Here is a 19832-nt window from a genome sequence, read left to right on the forward strand (position 1 = left end):
TCACAATCGTCGGATGACGGTGGAGCCTGAAGAAGGTGCGGGCCCGACCGAGTGGATGGCCCGCGAAGAGGTCGGCGTCGGGCCGTGGCCCGGCGAGTGGCCCGCGGACGAGCGCTACGACCCGGAGCTGCTGACGAACGGGGACAGGCGCAACGTCGTCGACGCGTACCGCTACTGGCGGCGCGAGGCCATTGTGTCCGATGTGGACAGTCGAAGGCATCCGTTCCACGTGGCGATCGAGAACTTCCAGCACGACCACAACATCGGCACCGTGGTCCGCACGGCCAACGCGTTCGCCGCGGCCGCCGTGCACATCGTCGGCCGCCGCCGCTGGAACCGCCGCGGCGCGATGGTGACCGACCGCTACCAGCACTTGGAGCATCACCCCGACGTCGACGGGTTCGTCTCCTTCGCCGCTTCGTCGGGCTTGGCGGTGGTGGCCGTCGACAACACTCCCGGCTCGGTCCCCGTCGAGACGGCGGACCTGCCTCGTGACTGTGTCCTGCTGTTCGGGCAGGAAGGTCCGGGACTGTCCGCGCAAGCGCAGGAAGCGGCTTCACTGGTCGTCTCGATCGCCCAGTTCGGCACCACCCGGTCGATCAACGCCGGGGTGGCGGCGGGCATCGTCATGCACGCCTGGGTCCGCCAGCACGCCGACCTCCGGACTTCCTGGTAGTGCCGAGCTGGTAGTACCGAGACCGCGAGTCGCGGGGGTCAGCCGGGCGTGACCTCCACCGGGATGCCGTTGAGGACGGACGTGCCCGACGGGACGTCCAGCAGGGTTTCGTCCGTGACCAGGTTGGAGTTCACGCCGCCGTGCGCGCTCGCGACGAGGGTCCGGACGCCGTCGACGTCGTGCCCCCAGCCGTGCGGGATGCTGACCACGCCGGGCCGGATCTCGTCGGTGATCTCCACCGGCACCTGGAGTTTGCCCGTCCGCGACGTGACCGAGGCCAGGCCGCCCTCGCTGAGCCCGAGCCGCGTCGCGTCGGCCGGGTGCACCTGCACGGTGCACCGGTTTCCGCCGCGCACCAGCGGTTCCAGGTTGTGCATCCACGAGTTGTTCGAGCTCAGGTGCCGACGGCCGATGAGCAGCAGCCGGTCGTCCGGCGCCTTCGCCAGCTCGGCCCGCAGCCGCCCGATGTCCGTGGTGATCGACGGCGGTGCGAGCTCGATCCTGCCGTCGGCCGTGCCGAGGACCTCCGGGATCCGTGGCCGCAGCGCGCCGAGGTCGACCCCGTGGGGCGCGGCCTCGAGGTCGGCGAGAGTCAGGTCGTACGGGCCGCCGCGCAGCATGATGTCGACCAGTCGTTCGGGACCGGTGCGTCCTTCGGGCAGCTCGACGCCGCTGCGTTTCGCCAGCTCCGCGGCGACGAACCCGTCCAGCGCGGCGACGTCGGCGTCCGGTCCCTGACCGGCGACGATTCCGGTCAGCCGGAGCATGGTTTCCCACTCCTGCGGCAGGTCGGTGGGCAGCGTCGCGGGGGTCCAGTTCGCGACGTTGCGCACTGCGAGCTGGTACAGCGCGACGTCGTAGTGCGGCCGTTCCAGCGGGCTCGGCCCGGCCAGGATGACGTCGGCCTCCCGGCTCGTCTCGTTGAGGTAGACGTCGACCGAGACCATGAAGTCCAATTGCCGCAACGCTTCCGTGAGCCGCGCGCCGTTCGGGGTGCTCAGGCTCGGGTTGCCGCTGATGCTGATCAGGGCCCGGACCTGTCCCTTGCCGGGCGTCTCGATCTCGTCGGCGAGCGTCGCCACCGGGAGCTCGCCGAGCACCTCGGGATAGCCGCGCACCCGGCTGGCCCAGCGGCCGGTGGTGAACGCCCGCCGCTTCCCCGCGCCGACCGGCCGACCGGCCGCGGCCAGCGGGAACATCACCCCGCCGGGTGAATCGAGATTGCCCGTCAGCACGTTGACGACGTCGACCAGCCAGCTCGCGATCGTGCCGAACGTCTGGGTGGTGGTGCCGATCCGGCCGTAGACCGCCGCGCTCTCGGCGTCGGCGAGTTCCAGCGCTATCCGGCGGATCTCGGCGGCCTCGATCCCGGTCGCCGCGGCCACGCTTCCTGGGGTGAACGGCGCTGCGAGCTCACGGATCTCCCCGATGCCGTTGACGTACTCGGCGAGCCGCCCCAGCTTCACCCGGTTCTCCGCGAACAGCACGTTGACCAGCGCGAACAGTAAGAGCGCGTCGGTTCCGGGGCGGATCGGGTGGTGTTCGTCGGCGGCCGCCGCGGTGCGCGTGCGGCGAGGGTCGAGCACCACGATCTTGCCGCCGCGCCGCTGGATCCCGCGCAGCCTGCCGCGAACGTCGGCCGCGGTCATCAGGCTGCCGTTGGACACCAGCGGGTTCGCGCCGAGGATCAGCAGGTGCCGCGTCCGGTCGAGGTCGGGCACCGGGATGGCCTGCGGGTCGCCGAACAGGTACCCCGACGAGTAGTGCTTCGGCAGCTGGTCGACCGAGGTCGCGGTGAAGAAGTTCTTGGTGCCCAAGGCTTTGAACAGCACCCGGCCGTAGAGCAGCAAGGCAACGTTGTGCACGGTGGGATTGCCGGCGTAGACGGCTACGGCGTCGCTGCCGTGCTCTGCCATGATCGGCGGCAGGCGCGCCTCGATCTCGGCGAACGCCTCGTCCCAGCCGACTTCGACGAACTCGCCGTCCCGTTTGACCAGCGGCGTCTTCAGCCTGTCCGGATCGTGGTGCAGCGCGCCGAGCGAAGCGCCTTTCGGGCAGATGTACCCCCGCGAGAAGACGTCGGCGCGATCGCCCCGCACCCGGTTGACCTGCTGGTTCTCGTCCAGCGTCACCTCCAGGCCACAGGTCGCTTCGCAGAGGGGGCAGGTGACATGCGCCGTGGTCATGGGCACCTCGCGGGGAGTGGGTGGGGCCCCAACATACCGAGCGGTATGTCGAGTGGCAAGGAAGGATGGCCTGATGAACGCGGAGCGGGCCGAGGCGGCCGAGCGGGCGGTGCGGGAGCGGCATCTGCGGCGGGTCTGGGCGCGGCCCGGCACGGTGCTGGGCCGGAGCGGCTGGCCGCCGGAGGTGGGGCAACGGCTGCACTGGCACTGGAACTACTGGTGGCAGGCACATCTGCTGGACACGCTCGTCGACGCCCAGCTGCGGGCGCCTTCGCCGGAACGGCTCCTGCTGATCAACCGGTTCGTCGCTTCGGTGCGGCGCCGCAACTTCGGCCGCTGGATCAACGACTACTACGACGACATCGCCTGGCTCGGGCTCGCGCTGCAGCGGGTCGAGCGGGTGGGCGGGGACGACGTCCGGCCCGCGCTCGACGCGATCAGCGCGCGGCTCCACGAAGGCTGGACCGACGACGCGGGCGGCGGAATCTGGTGGCGTCGCGGGGACGAGTTCAAGAACGCCCCCGCGAACGGCCCCGCCGCGATCTTCCACGCCCGAGCGGGTGAGACCGACCACGCGCTGGCGATGACGGCCTGGCTGACTTCGACGTTGGTCGACCAGGACTCCGGCCTGGTGTGGGACGGCCTGCGCGTCGACACCGGCGAGCTGGTGAAGCACATTTTCACCTACTGCCAAGGGGTTTACCTCGGCGCGTGCCTTGAACTGTCCGAAGTGGACAATGTGGCACGCACGATCCGCGCGGCCGCGGAGCACGTCGCGCCCGGTGGGGTGATCCGCGGGCAGAACGGTGGTGACGGTGGCCTGTTCGGCGCGATCCTGGCCCGCTACCTCGCCCTGGCGGCGCTGAAGCTCCCCGAGGGCGAGGCGGCGGCAACGGCCCGTTCGCTCGTGCTCACCTCCGCCGAGGCCTGCTGGGCGGGTGCGGTCGACGCCCCCGGCGGCCCCCTGTTCAGCGCCGAATGGTCCCGCCCCGCACCCGCGCTCCCCCTTCCGGCCGACGCCCCCGAGCGCGACCTCTCCGTCCAGGTCGGCGCCTGGATGCTCCTGGAAGCGGCCGCCACCCTCGCTTGACCCGGTTCACGCGCGAGATCGGCGCCCCCTCCCGGCGCAACTCGTCGACGAGTTGTGGTTGTTGAAGCGTGGTTGTTGAAGCGTGGGCGCGGGGCGTGGTGTGATCGACGGCGTGAGTCGCGCGGTGGAGGAGTCGAACCGGCGGATGCTGCGGGCCAGGGACGCGATGGACCGGACGTTCGCGGAGCAGCTCGACGTGCCGACGCTGGCCCGCATCGCGCACGTCTCAGAGTCTCACTTCACCCGGACGTTCCGCGCGACCTTCGGCGAGACCCCGCACCGGTACCTGCAACGTCGCCGCGTGGAGCGGGCGATGTTCCTGCTCCGCTCCACCGAGCGCAGCGTGACGCGCATCTGCGTCGACGTCGGCTTCACCAGCCTCGGCACCTTCAGCCGCACGTTCCGGGCCGTGGTCGGGGAGTCGCCGACGGCCTACCGCAAGCGCGCGGTCGCCGTCGCCGTCCCGACCTGCTTCACGATGGGGTGGACCCGGCCGAGTGGTTTTGGATAAGCATTCGCCCCGGCGGGCGGGCTAGCGTTCCGGACATGTTGAAGGCACTCACACTCTCCCAGATCTTCGTGCTCGACCAGGACGAAGCACTCGACTTCTATGTCGGCAAGCTCGGCCTCGAGGTGGCCGAGGACGTCGACCTCGGCTTCATGCGCTGGCTCACCGTCACGATTCCCGGCTCAGGCCGCCGGATCATGCTGGAGAAGCCCGGCCCGCCAGCCCACGACGAGACGACCGCCGCGCAGGTGCGCGAGCTGGTCACCAAGGGCGCCACCGGCGGCTGGCTCGGCTTCGAGGTCGACGACATCCACCAGACGTACCGCGAGCTGCTGGCCAAGGGTGTCGAGATCACCCAGGAGCCGACCGAGCAGGCCTATGGCACGGATTTCGGCTTCCGTGACCCGTTCGGCAACGCGATCCGCGTCAACCAGCCCAAGATTTAGGGGGTTCAGCAGCCGCAGGAGGCGCGGTGGCGGAAGCGGGGGGCGAGGCGGACGGCCTCGGGGCGGCGGTCGGGGTCGGCGATGCGGGACAGCAGCAGCTGCACGGCCTTCCGCCCGATCTCGGTGATCGGCTGCGCCATCGTGGTCACCGCCGGCTCGACCCGCCGCGCCCAGTCCATGTCCCCGTAGCCGACGACGGCGAGTTCGGTGCCGATCCGGATTCCGCGGCGGTGCGCCTCGTACTGCACGCCGATCAGCATGGCCTCGCTCGTCACGACCAGTGCCGTCGGCGACGGCCAGCCGTCGAGCAGGCGCCCGGCCGCCGCGGCCGCGCCGCCCGGTGTCGACAGCCCGCAGGCGACCAGCTCCGACTTCCACCGCAGCCCCGCGCGGCCGAGCCCGAGCCGGTAGCCGAGCACGCGCTCCTCGCTGGTGGTCAGGCCGGGTTCGCCGGAGATGAGCCCGATATTGCGGTGGCGCCGCTCGGCGAGATGGCGCACGAGCGTGCACACCGACTGGATGTTCTCGGAGCCGACTTGATCGACGTCGGTGCGTTCGGAGATGCGGTCGACCAGCACGGTGGGCACGCCCATCCGCACCAGCCCGTTGATCACCGCCTCGTCCCCGGCGGACGGCACCAGCAGGACGCCGTCGACCCGGTCGGCGCGCAGGGCGCGGATGACCGCCGCTTCCTCGCTGACGCTGTCGCCGGTGTCGGCGAGGGTGATCACGCAGCCCGATTGCGCCGCTGTCAGGTCTATCGCGCGCAGGAGCTCACCGGCGTACGGGTTGGCGCGCATCGCCATCGCCACCCCGAACCGGTGAGTGACGGGGGTGTCCCAGAGGGGCAGTTCCGGTGACAGAGCGGTCATCTCTTTGCCTTCGACTAGAGCTCAGCCGAAAGATATCCGCTCCGCGACCCCGGATCGGCCGGGCGGGGCCAACTCGGCGGCAGAATCATCAATGTGAGTGAACATTTGCACAGCCACACGACTCTCTGTGGCGCAAGGTGGGCGGCAACCGGACCGTCTGGGCCTTGCGCGCCGGGTCGTTGATCCGGGCCAGCAGCAGCCGCACGGCCTGGGTCCCGATCTCCTCGATCGGCTGCGCCATCGTGGTCAGCGGCGGGTCCACCAGATCGGCCCACTCGACGTCGTCGTACACCACGACCGGCAGATCGTGGCCTGGCCGCAGCCCGCGCCGCCGGAGCTCGTGGAGCACGCCGACCATCATGCTGTCGTTGGCCACCACCAGCGCCGTGGGCGGTTCCGGCAACGCCAGCAGCGTGCTCAGCGCCAGCTCCCCGCCCGCGCGCGACGAGTTCCCGCAAGCCACCAGTTCCGCCGTCCAGGTCAGGCCGGACCGGCCAAGGCCGAGCCGGTAGCCGAGCACGCGTTCCTCGCTGGTGCTCAGGCCGGGCGCGCCGCTGATCATCCCGATCCGGCGGTGCCCGAGTGCGGCCAGGTGCCCGGTCAGCGCCGACGTCGACTGGATGTTCTCCGAGCCGACCTGGTCGACGTCCCCGCGCGTGGCCACCCGGTCGATGAGCACCGTCGGCACATCCAGCGACACGAGCTCGCCGATGACCGAGCCGTCGCCGGGCGCGGGCGTGATGAGCAGCCCGTCGACCCGCCGGGAGCGCAGCGCCCGCACGGTTTCCCGCTCGATGTCGGCCGTGTCGTGCGTGTCGGCCAGCAGTACGGTGTACCCGGCGGCAGCCGCTTCACGCTCGATGGCCTGCATGAGCACCGCGAAGTACGGGTTGGCCACCAGTGAGATCGCCAGCCCGATCGAGCGGGTGCCGCCGGTGACGAGCGAGCGGGCGATGGCGTCCCCGGTGTACCCGGTCGTCTCGATCGCGCGCAGGACGGCGGCCTTGGTCTCCTCGGCGACCGCCCTGGTTCCGTTGACCACGTGCGAGACCGTGGTGATGGAGACGCCCGCCAGCTCGGCGATGTCTCGCTGGGTCGGTCGTGAAGATCGAGACGGTGGCATTCCGGTCCTTTGTGAGGTTCACTCGCAAGCGTTTGCGCAAACGCTTGCGCGGACAGCATAAGCCTGTCTACCTTCCCCGTCATCGGCAAGCCTCGGACTCGGAGGGCGTTTCCATGAGACAACGCAGTCTCACCGCATTGGCACTGGCCACCACACTGGCGGTGACCGGCAGCGCTTGCACCGTCGAGCGCCACTGGGGTGGCGGCTCGAACTCGGCCGGCAACGGTGGCAAGGCCAAGGTCGGCCTGGTCACCAAGACCGACACCAACCCCTACTTCGTCGAGCTCAGAGCCGCGGCCAAGGCAGCGGCGGCGGCCAACGGCGCCGACTTCAGCGCGCTGGCAGGCCAGTTCGACGGCGACAACGACGGCCAGGTCCGCGCCATCGAGAACCTCATGCAGCAGGGCGCGAACACCATCCTGATCACGCCCAGCTCCTCCACCGGCGTGCTCGACGCCATCGACCGCGCGCGCAAGGCCGGGGTGCTGGTCATCGCGCTGGACACCGCGACCGAACCCGCCTCGGCCGTCGACGCCACCTTCGCCACCGACAACTTCGAGGCCGGACGCCAGCAGGGCGCCTACGTCAAGGCGGTGCTCGGCGGCCAGGACCCCAGGCTGTTCATGGTCGACGGGACCGCCGGCAGCACCGTGGACACGCAGCGCCACGGCGGCTTCCTCAAGGGCATCGGGCTGGCCGACTCCGCGCCGGAGATCAAGGGCAAGACCCCCGCGAACGGTGACCAGAGCATCGCGCAGCAGGGCATGGAGAACCTGTTGCAGCGCACCACGGACATCAACGCGGTGTACACGATGAACGAGCCGATGGGCCGGGGCGCGTATGCCGCGCTGCAGGCCCGCGGGCTCGTCGACCGGATCGTGATGGGCTCGATCGACGGCGGCTGTGAGGGCGTCAAGAACGTCAAGGCCGGTCAGTACGCGGCCACCGTCATGCAGTTCCCGAAGAAGATGGCCGAGCAGGGCGTGCTCGCGGCCGTCGAATACTCGAAGACCGGCAAGAAGCCGAACGGCTTCATCAACACCGGTTCCGTGGTGATCACCGACAAGCCGGTGTCCGGTGTGGACAGTCAGAACACCGCATGGGGCCTGCAGAACTGCTGGGGGACGAAATGACCGCGACCGCTCTCCGTACCCAGGACCGCCCGACGCTGGGCGAGTTCCTCCTGCGTGCCCCCGCTGTCGGCCCCGCGCTGGCGCTGGTCGTCGCGATCGTCGTGTTCTCGGCGTCCACCAGCACTTTCCTCGATTTGGACAACCTTTCGCTGGTCGTGCAGCAGTCACTGGTGGTCGGCACGCTGGCCCTCGGGCAGACGCTGATCATCCTGACCGCGGGCATCGACCTGGCCAACGCGGCCGCGATGGTGCTCGGCACGCTGATCATGGCGAAGCTCGCGGTGGGCGGCGTCGACGGGATTTTCGCGCTGCTGCTGGGAATCGTCGCGACGGTGGTGATCGGGACCGTCACCGGCTCGCTGGTCACCCGGGTCAAGCTGCCGCCGTTCATCGTCACGCTCGGCCTGCTGACCGTGCTCACCGCCGGTGCGAAACTGTTCGCGGGCGGCCAGGCCGTGCCGGTCACCGACGGGCTGCTCAAGTGGCTCGGCACGCGCCGGTACCTGTTCGGCGGAATCCCGATCACCTACGGCATGACCGTCGCGCTGCTGATGTTCCTCGCACTTTGGTACGCGCTCACGAAAACCTCGTGGGGCAAGCACGTCTACGCGGTCGGCAACGCGCCGGAGGCCGCGCGGCTGTCCGGGATCAAGGTCAACCGGACCATCCTTTCGGTGTACATCGTGGCCGGGGTGATCTTCGGGATCGCCGCCTGGCAGGCGCTCGGGCGCGTGCCCAACGCCGACCCGAACGCGTTCCAGCTCGGCAACCTCGACTCCATCACCGCGGTCGTGCTCGGCGGCGCGAGCCTGTTCGGCGGCCGAGGTTCGGTGATCGGCACGATGATGGGCGCGCTGGTCGTCGCCGTGCTGCGCTCGGGCCTCACCCAGCTGGGTGTCGACGCGCTGTACCAGGACGTCGCGACCGGCGCCCTGCTGATCGCCGCCGTCGCCGTCGACCGGATCGCCAGGAGGCAGCAGTCATGAGTGAGACCCCTCAGACGACGCTCTCCGCGCGGGGGCTGGTCAAGCGCTACGGCCGCGTCACCGCCATCGATGGCGCGGATTTCGACCTCTATCCGGGCGAGGTGCTGGCCGTCGTCGGCGACAACGGCGCCGGGAAGTCCAGTCTCATCAAGGCTTTGTCGGGTGCGGTGGTGCCGGACGATGGCGAGATCCGGGTCGACGGCGAGGTCGTGCACTTCAAGACCCCGCTCGACGCGCGGCATTTCGGGATCGAGACGGTCTACCAGGACCTCGCGGTCGCGCCCGCGCTGGACATCGCGTCGAACATGTTCCTCGGCCGGGAAAAGCGGCGCGGCGGCGTGTTCGGCGGGTTGTTCCGGAAGCTGGACACCGCGTCCATGCGCGACGAGGCCCAGCGGGTCCTCGACGAGCTCGGCATCAACATCAAGTCCATCACCCAGCCGGTGGAGACGTTGTCCGGCGGGCAACGCCAAGGCGTCGCGGTCGCGCGGGCGGCCGCGTTCGGGACGAAGGCCGTGATCATGGACGAGCCGACGGCCGCACTGGGCGTCGCGGAGTCCGGCAAGGTCCTCGACCTGATCGGCCGGATCCGTGAGCGCGGCCTGCCGGTGGTGCTGATCAGCCACAACATGCCGCACGTGTTCGACATCGCCGACCGGATCCACGTGCACCGGCTCGGCAAGCGCGTCGCGGTGGTCTCGCCGAAGACGCACACGATGAACCAGGTCGTCGGCCTGCTCACCGGCGCGCTCAAGCTCGGGGAGAACGGCGAGATCGAAGAGGTCGCGGCCGCGGTGCGAGCCGGGTTGTAGAGGTGACCGTGCTGCTGGCGGGCTTGTGCACCGTCGACGTCGTCCAGCGGGTCGCCGAGATCCCGGCGCCGGGCGAGAAGGTCCAGTCGTTGTCCGTGCTGGTCGCGGCCGGGGGGCCCGCGACCAACGCGGCGGTGACCGTGGCCGCGCTCGGCGGCGAGGCGACCCTGCTGACCGTCCTCGGCGCCCACCCGCTGGCCGCGCTCGCCCGCGCGGATCTCGAGGCGTGCGGGGTGCGGGTCGTCGATCTCGACCCGTCCCGTACCGCCCCACCGGCCGTCAGCGCGGTCACTGTCCGCGACCACGACGGTGAGCGAACCGTCGTCTCGCGCAACGCCGCCGCCATCCCACTAGTCGGCGAGTCGTGGTCATTGCCCGTCGGCGAGTCGCGGGTGAGCGCGGTGCTTGTGGACGGGCATCATCCCGACGTCGCGCTGAGCGTCGCGCGGTGGGCGCGGGAGCGGGATGTGCCGGTCGTGCTCGACGCCGGGAGCTGGAAACCCGTGCTCGACGAGTTGTTGCCGCTGGTGGACATCGCCGCCTGCTCGGCGCACTTCCACGCGCCCGCGCCGGGGCTGCACGAGCGCGGCGTGCCGACGGTCATCACCACCGCGGGGCCCTCCCCGGTGCGCTGGTCGGCGCGAGGGGAATCCGGGGAAGTCGCTGTCCCGGTGGTAGCGGCGCGTGACACCCTGGGGGCGGGCGATGTCTGGCACGGCGCGCTCGCGTATGCCGTCGGCAGGTGCCACGACGTGCCGGGTTTGATCGGGTTCGCCAACGACGTCGCCGCCGAGCGAGTGCGGCATGAGGGGCCGAGGTCATGGACGACCGCGGTCCGCGGCTTGGGAATGGGAGTGCGATGACGACGTTCGAAGACCTGCTGACCAGGGCGCAAGCGCTGGCCAAACCGGGACAGCGCAGTGTGCTGGGCATCATCGGCGCCCCGGCGTCCGGTAAGACGACGCTGGCCTGGGGCCTGGCCAAGGCACTCGGTTCGCGCGCCACGGTGGTCGGGATGGACGGGTTCCACCTGGCGCAGATCGAGCTGCAGCGGCTCGGCCGCGTGGACCGCAAGGGCGCGCCCGACACCTTCGACGCGGCGGGGTACGTCCACATGCTGCGCAGGCTCGCCGAGGGCCGCGAGACGGTTTACGCGCCCGAATTCCGCCGCGAGATCGAGGAGCCGATCGCCGGTGCCGTCCCGGTGACCCCGGACGTACCGCTGGTCATCACCGAAGGTAACTATCTCCTCCTGCCGGACGACCCCTGGAGTGGCGTGAAGCCACTGCTCGCCGAGTCCTGGTTCCTGGCCCCGGACGAGCCCGAGCGCCTCGAACGACTCGTGTCGCGCCACCGCCGCTACGGCCGTTCGCTGGTCGAGGCGAAGCAGCGCGCGCTCGGTTCCGACCAGCGCAACGCCGACCTCATCGCCAACACCCGAGACCGCGCCGACCTGGTCCTGGAGAACCTCCCACTGGTGAATTTCGCGTTGTGACCTGGAGTTACCCAGCTGTCGCGGCTCGGGTCGTCGTTCGTCCTTCGTCAGCTCATGGTCGTGTAGCTGGTTGACGAAGCTCGTTCTTGATGCCGACCGGATGGCTCTCGAGCAAGTGCGTTGTCACTATCTGAGCTGGACGCTGGGTGCGAAACGTGGGCGCAAGACCGAGTCTCGAGCACGGCGAGCTTGTCCTTCCGGACAGTCGACGTTCAGGAGCGGCGAGGTAGCGGGTTCTCCTAGACTAGGCGTTGTGAGCGGAGTTCTGATCGTCACGGGCGGCAGCAGGGGGATCGGCGCCGCGATCTGCACGCTGGCCGCTGACCGGGGCTACGACGTCGTCGTCAACTATTCGGGTGACGCGTCGGACGCCGAACGCGTCGCCGGGAAGGTCCGCGCCCAGGGTAGGCAGGCTGTCGCCGTGCGGGCGGACGTCTCCGACGAGGACGAGGTCCGCGCCCTGTTCGACGCCGCCGCCGAGCTCGGCCCGCTCACCGGACTGGTCAACAACGCGGCCATCACCGGCAACACGCCCGGCCGCTTCGACTCCTATGAGGTCGACGTCGTGCGCCGTGTGCTCGACGTCAACGTGACCGGCGTCTTCCTGTGCCTGCGCGAGGGAATCCGCCGGATGTCCACTCGCTACGGTGGCTCGGGCGGGGCCATCGTCAACATCTCCTCCACCGCGGCGAGGACGGGCTCGGCGGGCGAATGGGTGCATTACGCCGCAACGAAAGCCGCTGTCGACACGATGACTTTCGGCGTCGCGCAGGAAGTCGCGAAGGAGGGCGTGCGGGTCAACGCCGTCGCCCCCGGGCTCGTCGACACTGGCCTGCACGCGGCCGCGGGCATGCCGGACCGGGTCGACCGGTTCGCCCCGCAGATCCCACTGGGCCGCCCCGGCCGCCCCGGCGAGATCGCCGAAGCGGTGTTGTGGCTCCTCTCACCCGCGGCGTCGTACGCCACGGGGACGGTGCTCGAGGTCGGCGGCGGCCGCTGACGCGGAGGACGTCCGGCTTGTGAGACGGTCCGACGACGGACAGATCACGATTCGTGGGGGAACCGGCGAACCGCCTTAAGGCGTACAGCTCGTGTGCGAGGCTGGGGAGGCCTTCGAAGTTCAAGATCATTAGCATGGGTCGAGCCGCCGGAGGGTCGCCGGGGGTCGGTGACGCTCGTTGTCGGGTGGGCGCTTTGATACTCATGGAGTGCGCCGCCGGGGGGTCGGAAAGGACGGCCGCAACTGATGTCCAAACTCACGTCTGTGCACCATCTGGCGCTCACCGTGACCGATGTGGACCGCAGCGTGCCCTGGTACGTGCGTGTCCTCGAGCTGGAGGAGTTCACCCGCCGGGAGGATCCGGACACGGGGCTGCGCAAGGTGGTTCTGCGCTCGCCTTCCGAGGAGTTCGCGGTGGTGCTGGTGGAGCACGCGGACACCGGCCGCCGGTCGTTCGACGAGCGCCGAACTGGTCTGGACCATGTCGCGTTCAAGGTCTCCTCCCACGCGGCTCTCAAGGAGTGGGAAGGCCGCCTCGCCGAGTACGGCGTCACCTTCACCCCGGCCGAGCCGTCCCGCACACTCGAAGGTTCCGCGGTGATCGTGTGCCGCGACCCCGACGGCATCCAGCTGGAAATCTGGGCCGACCCCGAACCCTGACCACAAAACGCCCACACCGCAAAACGCCCACACCGCAAAACGCCCACACCACAAAATGACCACCACGGTGGTAGACCCGACCACAGGGTCTTCCCGAGTTTTGCGAGGGAAGACTTCACGCCGCGCGCCCTCTTTCGGGCCCGCCAGGGCCCCCAGAATCGCGACGGTGCCCCGGCCCCCTGCAACAAAACCCGCGCTTACGCTGGAAGCCGGGCCGGGGTGGCGGCGCGATTATGTGAGCGCGCTGGCAAAAAACACAGCAAAAAAACACAGCAAAACAGCCAAAAGAACAAGATCAAGCGCGAGCGTTGTCCGCCTCGTCGACCGGGCGGCGCATTTCCGCGCGGTAGCGGTACACGCCGTACGCCGTGCCGAGCACGAAGAACGCGACGCTGATCCACAGCGCTGTCGTCTTCAGCCAGGGCAAGGAGTCCAGCAGCCCGGCGCCGTAGTAGCCGAGGAGCACCAGCGTCGGCACCCAGAGCAGGCCGCCTAGCGCGGTCGCGAGGGTGAAGCGGCGGATGTCCATGCGGGCGGTGCCCGCGATCAGCGGCGCGAGTGTGCGGATCCACGGGATCCAGCGGGCGGCGACGATCGCGAAGAAGCCCTTGCGGTCGAGGAAGCGCTGCGCGCGGTCCATATTGTGCTTGTTGAGCACCTTGCCGCCGCGGCGGGCGATCAGTTTGGTGCCCGTCGAGCGGCCGATGTAGTAGCCGACCTGGTTGCCGAACACCGCCACGATCAACGCGGCGAGGGAGAGGAACCAGGCGTTGGCGTCCGAGCCGTGCTGCGCGAGGACCACGCCCGCGCCGAACAGCAGGGAGTCACCGGGCAGGAACAGGCCGATGATCAGCGCGCATTCGACGAACACGAAGCTCAGCACGATCACCCAGACCAGCACCGGCCCGGCCGTGTCCAGCCAGCTCACGCCGATTCCTGTCGCCTCCGTGCTCACCACACTCACGACGCGAGCCTACGTGTACTGGACAAACCGCACGTGGGCGATCCATGGATTCGTGGTGTCGAAGCTGAGATGAACGGACCGTTTATGGCAGAAAACGGCATAAACGGTCCGTTCATCTCACGCTCAGAACTGGGGTAGTGACTCGCCCTGGACCGCCTCAATGTCCAGTTCGATCTTGATGGTCGTGCCGATCGCGGCCACTCCGGCGCGCACCATCGCGCTGTAGTTGATCGCGAAGTCGTTCCGGTGCAGCTGCGCTTCGGCGTGGAACGCGGCGCGGACGCCGCCCCAGGGGTCCGGGCCGTAGCCGCCGTAGCGCAGGTCGAGCTCGATCTGCCGCCGCTCCCCGTGCAGCGTCAGCTCGCCCGCCAGCGTCCACGTGTCCGAGCCGCGTTGCCGCAGCTCGGAACTGGTGAAACTGATGATCGGGTGCGCGTCGACGTCGAGGAAGTCCGGCGAGCGGAGGTGGTCGTCGCGCATCTTGATGCCGGTGTCGATCGCCGCGGCCTTGATCTCGGCCTGGACGCTCGAACGCTCGGCCGGGCGGCCGATGTCGATCCGCCCGGACAGCTCGGTGAACCGCGCCTTGATGCTCGCGATCCCGAGGTGGCGCGCGGTGGCGACCACCGACGAGTGCATCGGGTCGATCATCCAGGGTCCGGCCGGCGGCAGCTCGACGGCGTCGGCCACCGGGGCCAGCGTCACTTCGCCGAACGAGCCGGAGCCGTCGGCCCCGATCTGCGCCGTGTGCGCGGCCGGGACGAACCCGGCCGCGGTGAACACGGCGGTGTAGACGCCCGGGGGCAGCGGCTCGGTGAGCACTGCCCCCTTCGCGTCCGCGGAGACGTGCGCGACCTGGCGGCCGCCCATGTCGGTGACCGTCAGTACGGCGTGCTCGATCGCCCAGCCCTCGGCCGTGCGGATGAGCCCGCGCAGCCCGCTCACGACCGGTCTACCAGCTCGTCGAGAGCCTGGTCGTAGCCGAGCCGGACGTCGTGCGTGGCTTCCCCGCCACCCTGCAGGTCGACCTGGCTGGTTGCCGGCGGGTAGCCGCTCGCGACCACGGTGTACGTCCCGGCGGGCAGGTCGCTGACCACGTAGTGGCCCTCCCCGTCGGTCCTGGCGACCGCCGCCACGTTGCCGCCGCCGTCGAGCACGGTGATCCGCGCGTCGGGCACGATCCGGCCGCCCTCGGTGGTGGCCAGGCCGGACAGCAGGATCGCGCTGGTCAGCTCGACGTCGTGGCGCAGCACGCCCGAGTCGGGCACGGTCAGCGTCACGGCCACCGGCCGGTACGACTGCCCGCTCGCGACCAGCGTGTAGTGCCCGGCGCCGACACCGGCGAAGGTGTACACCCCGTCCTCCTGCGTGATGAACGCGCCGTTCACCTCGCCGCGCTCGTCGGTCAGCGTCACTGTCGCGTGCGGCAGCGGCGCGCTGTTCCCGGCCGACCGGACGATGCCGGTCAGCTCGCCGGAACCGGTGAGCGTGATGTCCAGGTTGGCCGGGTTCGACCCGACGACCACGCTGGAGGCCTGCGGCTGGTGTCCGCCCGCCGACACGATCAGCACGTAGGTGCCGTTGCCGGGGGTGGGCACGGAGTAGCTGCCGTCGCCGTTGCCGGTGCCCCTGGCGACCTGGCGGCCGCGCTGGTCGATCAGCGTCAGCGCCGCGCCGGGGACGTTCGTGCCGTCCTGGCGCCGCACGTGCCCGGTGACCGGCTGGCCACCGGTGCCGATGGCCGTTTCGAGACCGGCGCTCGACACCGCGTTGCTGATCGGCATCGGCAGCGCGCCCGAGGCGGCCTTGTACTCGCCGTTGCCGTTGCTATTGCCGCTGCCGTTGGTGCCCGCCAGCGAGTGCTTCCCGGCACCCACCAGCACGGGCTCCCGCAGCTCGTCCGCGAACAGCGAGACGGGCTTCTCGACCGGCTCGACGATCTCGGTCGGCGCGTCGTCGAGGTCCAGCAGCGCTTCGCCACCTTCCATCGTCGACGCCGCGCTGGGACCGCCGGCCAGCGGGATCTCCTTCATGAACAGCAGCACGATCGTCGCCACCAGCGCGACCGCGCCCGCCACGTAGAACACCGTGCTGATCGATTCGGTGAAGCCGATCAGGACCGGGGTCTTGACCGCTTCGGGCAGGTTCGCGATACCGCTGGTGTTGGTCGCCAGATTGCCGACCGTGGCGCCCGCGCCTTCCGGCAGTTTCCCGCCGAAGGCCTTGGTGATGTTGCCGGGCAGGACGTTGAACAGGATCGTCAGGAACACCGCGACACCCGCGGTACCACCGATCTGGCGGAAGAACGTCGCCGCCGCGGTGGACACACCCATGTCCTTGCGCGGGCCGGCGTTCTGCACCGCGATGATCAGCGTCTGCATGCACTGCCCGAGGCCGAGGCCGATGATGGCCGCGGCGACCAGCGGGTGCCAGAGCGGGCTGTTGTACTCGACCTGCGCGAAGAAGAACGCGCCCACCGCGATGAACAGCGTGCCGATGACCGGGAAGATCTTGTACCGGCCGGTGCGGCTGGTGATCTGGCCGGACATGATCGAGGCGGACATGATGCCCGCCATCAGCGGCAGCATCAGCAGCCCGGACTTGGTCGGGCTGTAGCCCTGCACCACCTGCATGTACTGCGGGATCATCATGATCGCGCCGAACATCGCGACACCGACGATGACGCCGCCGATGATCGCCACGGTGAAGGTGGAGTTCTTGAACAACCGCAGCGGGATGAGCGCGGCGTCCTTCATCACCCGTTCGACGAGGATGAACGACACGATGCCGACGGCGCCGATCGCGTAGCAGAGGATGGCCTTGCCGTCGCCCCAGCCCCACTTGTTGCCCTGCTCGGCGACGACCAGGAACGGCACGACGGCGACGACCAGCGTCAGCGCGCCCCACCAGTCGATCTTGTGGTCCTGCCGCTTGTGCGGGACGTTCAGCACCTTCGCCACGACGAACAACGCCAGGATGGCGATCGGGACGTTGATGATGAAGACCCAGCGCCAGCCGTGGATCGCGGTGCCGAAGAAGGAACCCAGGTTGTCGATCCCGGCGAAGAACCCGCCGAGTACCGGCCCGAGCACAGTGGAGATGCCGAACACGGCCAGGAAGTAACCCTGGTAGCGGGCCCGTTCACGTGGCGGCACGATGTCGCCGAGGATCGTCATCGCCAGCGACATGAGGCCACCGGCGCCGAGACCCTGCAGCGCGCGGAACCCGGCGAGCTCGTACATCGACGTCGAGAAGGCGGAAGCGACCGAGCCGATCAGGAAGATCGTGATCGCGGTCAGGTACAGCGGCTTGCGGCCGTAGATGTCGGACAGCTTGCCGTAGATCGGCGTGACGATCGTCGAGGTGATCAGGTAGGCGGTGGTGATCCACGCCTGCAGGTCGAACCCGTTCAGGTCGTTCGCGATCTTGACGATCGAGGTGCCGACGATCGTCTGGTCGAGCGCCGCCAGGAACATCCCGGACATCAGTCCGATGAGGATGGTGACGATCTGGCGGTGGGACAGCCGGGGACCGTGGTCCTCGGCCGCGCCGCCGGAAGGCTGTTTTTCGATGGTGGCGGTAGTCATGCGGAGGCCCCCTTGGCCTGGGACGCCGGCGCTGGGTCGGCGAGCTGTGGAGAGTTTTGTTCGATACCTGAGTTGAGCCGTCCGAACAGGACGTTGAGGGTCTCCCGATCCTCTTCGGTCCAGTCCGCGAGCACCTCGACGAGCCACTGGTTGCGCTGCTTGCGGTTCTCCTCGAAGACCCGGAGCCCTTCGGCCGTCGGGGCGAGCAGGCAGGCACGGCCGTCCTCGGGGTCGGCCTGACGTTCGACCAGGCCGTGCTGGACGAGCGAGCTGCTCTGCCTGCTGATCGTGGAGATCTCGGAGTGCAGGAACTCGGCGAGCTTGCTGGTGCGCTGCGGGCCTTCGTGGATGAGGCAGAAGAGGATCGCGTACGCGGCCCTCTCGATGCCGTCCGGGCCCTGTTTCGCCACCTGGGACTTGGCCCGGTTGATCAGGCGGATGAAGCGCACGAGCTCGTGACCGAGCTCGTCGGCCAGGTCGAGCTCGGCCTTCGAACTGCCGTGCAAGGGTGTAACCATGGGTGGTCTTTCTCGCGGACGAAGTTTGCTTGGCGGCTGCAACTAGTTGCCTACGGCAAGGATGTGCCTCGAACGGCGGATTGGCAAGTCGGATAACCCGTCTGTGTCACACAACACTTTAGTTGCCGCATGCAAGCAGATTAACCGGAGGTGTTTTGTCCGCTTCGTCCGCACCTGAGATCCTGAGCTGCCCTTTTGCTGAGAAAGCTCTCAGCAGGAGTTGGATGTGCGTATGACAGATGCTCTGTACGACCTCATCGCTTCGCGCAACCAGGGCGTGCTCGCCACGCTCAAACGCGACGGGCGGCCGCAGCTCTCGACGGTCACCTACCACTTCGACGCCGACGCGAAAAAGCTCCGGGTCTCGATCACCGAGCCGCGCGCGAAGACCAAGAACATGCGTCGCGACCCGCGCGTCAGCTTTCACGTCGCCAGCGAGGACGGGTGGAGCTACGCCGTCGTCGACGGCATCGCCGAGCTGACCGAGCCCGCGAAGGAGCGCGACGACGCGACCGTCGAGGCGTTGATCGAGCTGTATCGCGCCGTCAGTGGCGAGCATCCCGACTGGGCCGAGTATCGCGATGCCATGGTCGCCGACCAGCGAGTCGTCCTCACTGTCGCGATCACCCACAGCTACGGCATGACGCGCTGACCGGTCCGCTCAGGCGCCGAGGCGGGTGGCGATCTGTTCGATGCGATCCAGCAGGGGGGCCGTGTTCTCGGAGCCGAGGGCCGCGCGCATGTAGAGGCCGTCGCCGACCAGGAGCACCAGTTCCAGGGTCAGCGGGTCCTCGATGTGCTCGGCGAGCATCGTGCGGATGCTGTCGAGGCACCGCTCGGTGACTTCCGCGGCCCTCGGCTCGTTGAGCACCATCCGGATGGTCGCCATCGTCGTGCGGTGCAGCGGCTCGTTCATCGTGACGTCCGTGATCGCCGAGCGCAGGTAGTACCGCGTGACGCCTTCGGGCGCCGTGCGCGCCTTCTCCACGTCGGCCTCGGTGAGCCGCACCAAGCGGTCCATCAGGCCGTCGAGCAGGGCGTCCTTCGAGCCGAAGTGGTAGAGCAGGCCGCCCTTGGACACGCCCGCGTGCGCGGCGACCGACTCCAGCGTGATGACGCCGGGGCCGGAGTCCATGAGGATTTCTTCGTACGCGTCGAGGATGCGTTCCTTCGCTGACGGCTTGGGCATGGGGCTGACTATACCGTCCGGACGGTTTACTTCAATCGGAGCGACTTATTCAAGCGGCGGCGCCGGTAAGAACGCGTCTGAGAACTGTCGCAGCAGCCGCCGCTCGAAGCCTCGGGCGCCTGTCCTTCGAAGCCGCCTACCCTCCACGAAGGACGAAAAGTCTACCCATTCGCCCGTTTCGTACCGCCACGACCGTTTCATGTGTGCCCCTGAAGGCCACCATGACAGCGTTAAACGCCGTGAAGGCTCCCATCAGGGCACACGGCAAACCTGGGGTAGCGACTGAAGGGGGCTTTCCTCTCGACTCAACCTCGCAAAAGTCCCCTTCACCAGAACAGACCGCGTGAAAGTCCCCGTCAGTCACGCGACCCTAGGCGCCAAACTGGACGACATGACATCAGTTTCCGGACGCCTTATAAGACGCTGGAGGTGGTTGAGCGCAGCGTTCCGCTGAGCAGTCTCCCTGCCGGTTGTGGTGGTTCGGGAGGCTTGATCGCGCCCGAATTCAGGATTTCGTGGCGTACCGCTTGATCGTCCGATGTGACCACCACTCGCAGAGGTCGGCTTCGTCGGGATCGACGTCGACT

At 69.0% G+C, this 19832-nt stretch carries 20 protein-coding genes; 12 read left to right on the forward strand and 8 right to left on the reverse strand.

Annotated features, from left to right (window positions below; all coding sequences use genetic code 11):
• Positions 1–13: 13 nt before the first annotated feature.
• Positions 14–676 carry a TrmH family RNA methyltransferase gene (locus tag QMK34_RS10185; RefSeq protein WP_326413464.1) on the forward strand — a complete coding sequence of 221 codons (663 nt, stop codon included), beginning with the start codon at positions 14–16 and terminating at the stop codon, positions 674–676.
• A 38-nt stretch (positions 677–714) separates the two neighbouring features.
• Here the strand turns inward: QMK34_RS10185 and QMK34_RS10190 are convergent, their stop codons facing one another.
• The gene (locus QMK34_RS10190; protein ID WP_326413465.1) at positions 715–2862 is read right to left on the reverse strand and encodes a molybdopterin-dependent oxidoreductase; all 2148 of its coding nucleotides are present in this window, start codon (positions 2860–2862) and stop codon (positions 715–717) included.
• A gap of 73 nt (positions 2863–2935) precedes the next feature.
• Here QMK34_RS10190 and QMK34_RS10195 point away from each other — a divergent pair, with 73 nt between their 5' ends.
• From QMK34_RS10195 to QMK34_RS10205, 3 genes are all read left to right on the forward strand, one after another.
• Entirely contained in the window at positions 2936–3952 is a 1017-nt protein-coding gene (locus tag QMK34_RS10195) for a glycoside hydrolase family 76 protein (protein WP_326413466.1), read from the forward strand.
• A 145-nt stretch (positions 3953–4097) separates the two neighbouring features.
• Positions 4098–4463 carry an AraC family transcriptional regulator gene (locus QMK34_RS10200; protein WP_326413551.1) on the forward strand — a complete coding sequence of 122 codons (366 nt, stop codon included), beginning with the start codon at positions 4098–4100 and terminating at the stop codon, positions 4461–4463.
• A gap of 35 nt (positions 4464–4498) precedes the next feature.
• The gene (locus QMK34_RS10205) at positions 4499–4906 is read left to right on the forward strand and encodes a VOC family protein (protein WP_326413467.1); all 408 of its coding nucleotides are present in this window, start codon (positions 4499–4501) and stop codon (positions 4904–4906) included.
• A 5-nt stretch (positions 4907–4911) separates the two neighbouring features.
• Here QMK34_RS10205 and QMK34_RS10210 read toward each other — a convergent pair whose 3' ends face one another.
• Together QMK34_RS10210 and QMK34_RS10215 are read right to left on the reverse strand one after the other, a co-directional pair.
• The gene (locus QMK34_RS10210; protein WP_326413468.1) at positions 4912–5778 is read right to left on the reverse strand and encodes a LacI family DNA-binding transcriptional regulator; all 867 of its coding nucleotides are present in this window, start codon (positions 5776–5778) and stop codon (positions 4912–4914) included.
• Positions 5779–5866: 88 nt separating this feature from the next.
• Positions 5867–6901, reverse strand: coding sequence for a LacI family DNA-binding transcriptional regulator (locus QMK34_RS10215; RefSeq protein ID WP_326413469.1), 1035 nt, complete (start codon positions 6899–6901; stop codon positions 5867–5869).
• Between the two features lie 113 nt (positions 6902–7014).
• Here QMK34_RS10215 and QMK34_RS10220 point away from each other — a divergent pair, with 113 nt between their 5' ends.
• The 7 genes from QMK34_RS10220 (at position 7015) to QMK34_RS10250 (ending at position 12987) form a co-directional block, all read left to right on the forward strand.
• Complete coding sequence (locus QMK34_RS10220; RefSeq protein WP_326413470.1) at positions 7015–8034, forward strand: substrate-binding domain-containing protein; 1020 nt, start codon at positions 7015–7017, stop codon at positions 8032–8034.
• A complete protein-coding gene (locus tag QMK34_RS10225) occupies positions 8031–9020 on the forward strand; it encodes an ABC transporter permease (protein WP_326413471.1) in 990 nt (329 codons plus the stop codon). Before QMK34_RS10220 ends, QMK34_RS10225 begins: the two co-directional genes overlap by 4 nt.
• Positions 9017–9832, forward strand: coding sequence for an ATP-binding cassette domain-containing protein (locus QMK34_RS10230; protein WP_326413472.1), 816 nt, complete (start codon positions 9017–9019; stop codon positions 9830–9832). Before QMK34_RS10225 ends, QMK34_RS10230 begins: the two co-directional genes overlap by 4 nt.
• Before the next feature lie 2 nt (positions 9833–9834).
• Entirely contained in the window at positions 9835–10695 is an 861-nt protein-coding gene (locus tag QMK34_RS10235) for a PfkB family carbohydrate kinase (protein ID WP_326413473.1), read from the forward strand.
• Entirely contained in the window at positions 10692–11327 is a 636-nt protein-coding gene (locus tag QMK34_RS10240) for a nucleoside/nucleotide kinase family protein (protein WP_326413474.1), read from the forward strand. Before QMK34_RS10235 ends, QMK34_RS10240 begins: the two co-directional genes overlap by 4 nt.
• A gap of 253 nt (positions 11328–11580) precedes the next feature.
• Entirely contained in the window at positions 11581–12327 is a 747-nt protein-coding gene (locus tag QMK34_RS10245; protein ID WP_326413475.1) for an SDR family oxidoreductase, read from the forward strand.
• A 246-nt stretch (positions 12328–12573) separates the two neighbouring features.
• Positions 12574–12987 carry a VOC family protein gene (locus QMK34_RS10250; protein WP_326413476.1) on the forward strand — a complete coding sequence of 138 codons (414 nt, stop codon included), beginning with the start codon at positions 12574–12576 and terminating at the stop codon, positions 12985–12987.
• Positions 12988–13282: 295 nt separating this feature from the next.
• Here QMK34_RS10250 and QMK34_RS10255 read toward each other — a convergent pair whose 3' ends face one another.
• The 4 genes from QMK34_RS10255 to QMK34_RS10270 form a co-directional block, all read right to left on the reverse strand.
• Positions 13283–13951, reverse strand: a complete 669-nt coding sequence (locus QMK34_RS10255) for a DedA family protein (protein ID WP_326413477.1) — start codon at positions 13949–13951, stop codon at positions 13283–13285.
• A gap of 123 nt (positions 13952–14074) precedes the next feature.
• Positions 14075–14896, reverse strand: a complete 822-nt coding sequence (locus QMK34_RS10260) for a YceI family protein (protein WP_326413478.1) — start codon at positions 14894–14896, stop codon at positions 14075–14077.
• Entirely contained in the window at positions 14893–17538 is a 2646-nt protein-coding gene (locus QMK34_RS10265) for an MFS transporter (RefSeq protein ID WP_326413479.1), read from the reverse strand. Before QMK34_RS10265 ends, QMK34_RS10260 begins: the two co-directional genes overlap by 4 nt.
• On the reverse strand, positions 17535–18056 hold the full coding sequence (locus tag QMK34_RS10270) for a MarR family winged helix-turn-helix transcriptional regulator (protein ID WP_326413480.1): 522 nt from the start codon (positions 18054–18056) through the stop codon (positions 17535–17537). The genes QMK34_RS10265 and QMK34_RS10270 overlap by 4 nt, the downstream gene beginning before the upstream one ends.
• A 232-nt stretch (positions 18057–18288) precedes the next feature.
• Here QMK34_RS10270 and QMK34_RS10275 point away from each other — a divergent pair, with 232 nt between their 5' ends.
• Positions 18289–18708 carry a PPOX class F420-dependent oxidoreductase gene (locus tag QMK34_RS10275; RefSeq protein WP_326413481.1) on the forward strand — a complete coding sequence of 140 codons (420 nt, stop codon included), beginning with the start codon at positions 18289–18291 and terminating at the stop codon, positions 18706–18708.
• Positions 18709–18717: 9 nt separating this feature from the next.
• On the opposite strand, the gene QMK34_RS10280 is transcribed toward QMK34_RS10275, so the two are convergent.
• Positions 18718–19245 carry a TetR/AcrR family transcriptional regulator gene (locus tag QMK34_RS10280; protein WP_326413482.1) on the reverse strand — a complete coding sequence of 176 codons (528 nt, stop codon included), beginning with the start codon at positions 19243–19245 and terminating at the stop codon, positions 18718–18720.
• Between the last annotated feature and the right edge of the window lie 587 nt (positions 19246–19832).

It is taken from the genome of Amycolatopsis sp. H20-H5 (assembly GCF_035828755.1).
Taxonomy (GTDB): Bacteria; Actinomycetota; Actinomycetes; order Mycobacteriales; family Pseudonocardiaceae; genus Amycolatopsis.

Excerpts from the sequence above, each read along its gene's own strand:
- QMK34_RS10185 (WP_326413464.1), top strand. The coding sequence starts at position 14 with ATGACGGTGGAGCCTGAAGAAGGTGCGGGCCCGACCGAGTGGATGGCC.
- QMK34_RS10190 (WP_326413465.1), bottom strand. The coding sequence starts at position 2,862 with ATGACCACGGCGCATGTCACCTGCCCCCTCTGCGAAGCGACCTGTGGC.
- QMK34_RS10195 (WP_326413466.1), top strand. The coding sequence starts at position 2,936 with ATGAACGCGGAGCGGGCCGAGGCGGCCGAGCGGGCGGTGCGGGAGCGG.
- QMK34_RS10200 (WP_326413551.1), top strand. The coding sequence starts at position 4,098 with ATGCTGCGGGCCAGGGACGCGATGGACCGGACGTTCGCGGAGCAGCTC.
- QMK34_RS10205 (WP_326413467.1), top strand. The coding sequence starts at position 4,499 with ATGTTGAAGGCACTCACACTCTCCCAGATCTTCGTGCTCGACCAGGAC.
- QMK34_RS10210 (WP_326413468.1), bottom strand. The coding sequence starts at position 5,778 with ATGACCGCTCTGTCACCGGAACTGCCCCTCTGGGACACCCCCGTCACT.
- QMK34_RS10215 (WP_326413469.1), bottom strand. The coding sequence starts at position 6,901 with ATGCCACCGTCTCGATCTTCACGACCGACCCAGCGAGACATCGCCGAG.
- QMK34_RS10220 (WP_326413470.1), top strand. The coding sequence starts at position 7,015 with ATGAGACAACGCAGTCTCACCGCATTGGCACTGGCCACCACACTGGCG.
- QMK34_RS10225 (WP_326413471.1), top strand. The coding sequence starts at position 8,031 with ATGACCGCGACCGCTCTCCGTACCCAGGACCGCCCGACGCTGGGCGAG.
- QMK34_RS10230 (WP_326413472.1), top strand. The coding sequence starts at position 9,017 with ATGAGTGAGACCCCTCAGACGACGCTCTCCGCGCGGGGGCTGGTCAAG.
- QMK34_RS10240 (WP_326413474.1), top strand. The coding sequence starts at position 10,692 with ATGACGACGTTCGAAGACCTGCTGACCAGGGCGCAAGCGCTGGCCAAA.
- QMK34_RS10250 (WP_326413476.1), top strand. The coding sequence starts at position 12,574 with ATGTCCAAACTCACGTCTGTGCACCATCTGGCGCTCACCGTGACCGAT.
- QMK34_RS10265 (WP_326413479.1), bottom strand. The coding sequence starts at position 17,538 with ATGACTACCGCCACCATCGAAAAACAGCCTTCCGGCGGCGCGGCCGAG.
- QMK34_RS10270 (WP_326413480.1), bottom strand. The coding sequence starts at position 18,056 with ATGGTTACACCCTTGCACGGCAGTTCGAAGGCCGAGCTCGACCTGGCC.
- QMK34_RS10275 (WP_326413481.1), top strand. The coding sequence starts at position 18,289 with ATGACAGATGCTCTGTACGACCTCATCGCTTCGCGCAACCAGGGCGTG.
- QMK34_RS10280 (WP_326413482.1), bottom strand. The coding sequence starts at position 19,245 with ATGCCCAAGCCGTCAGCGAAGGAACGCATCCTCGACGCGTACGAAGAA.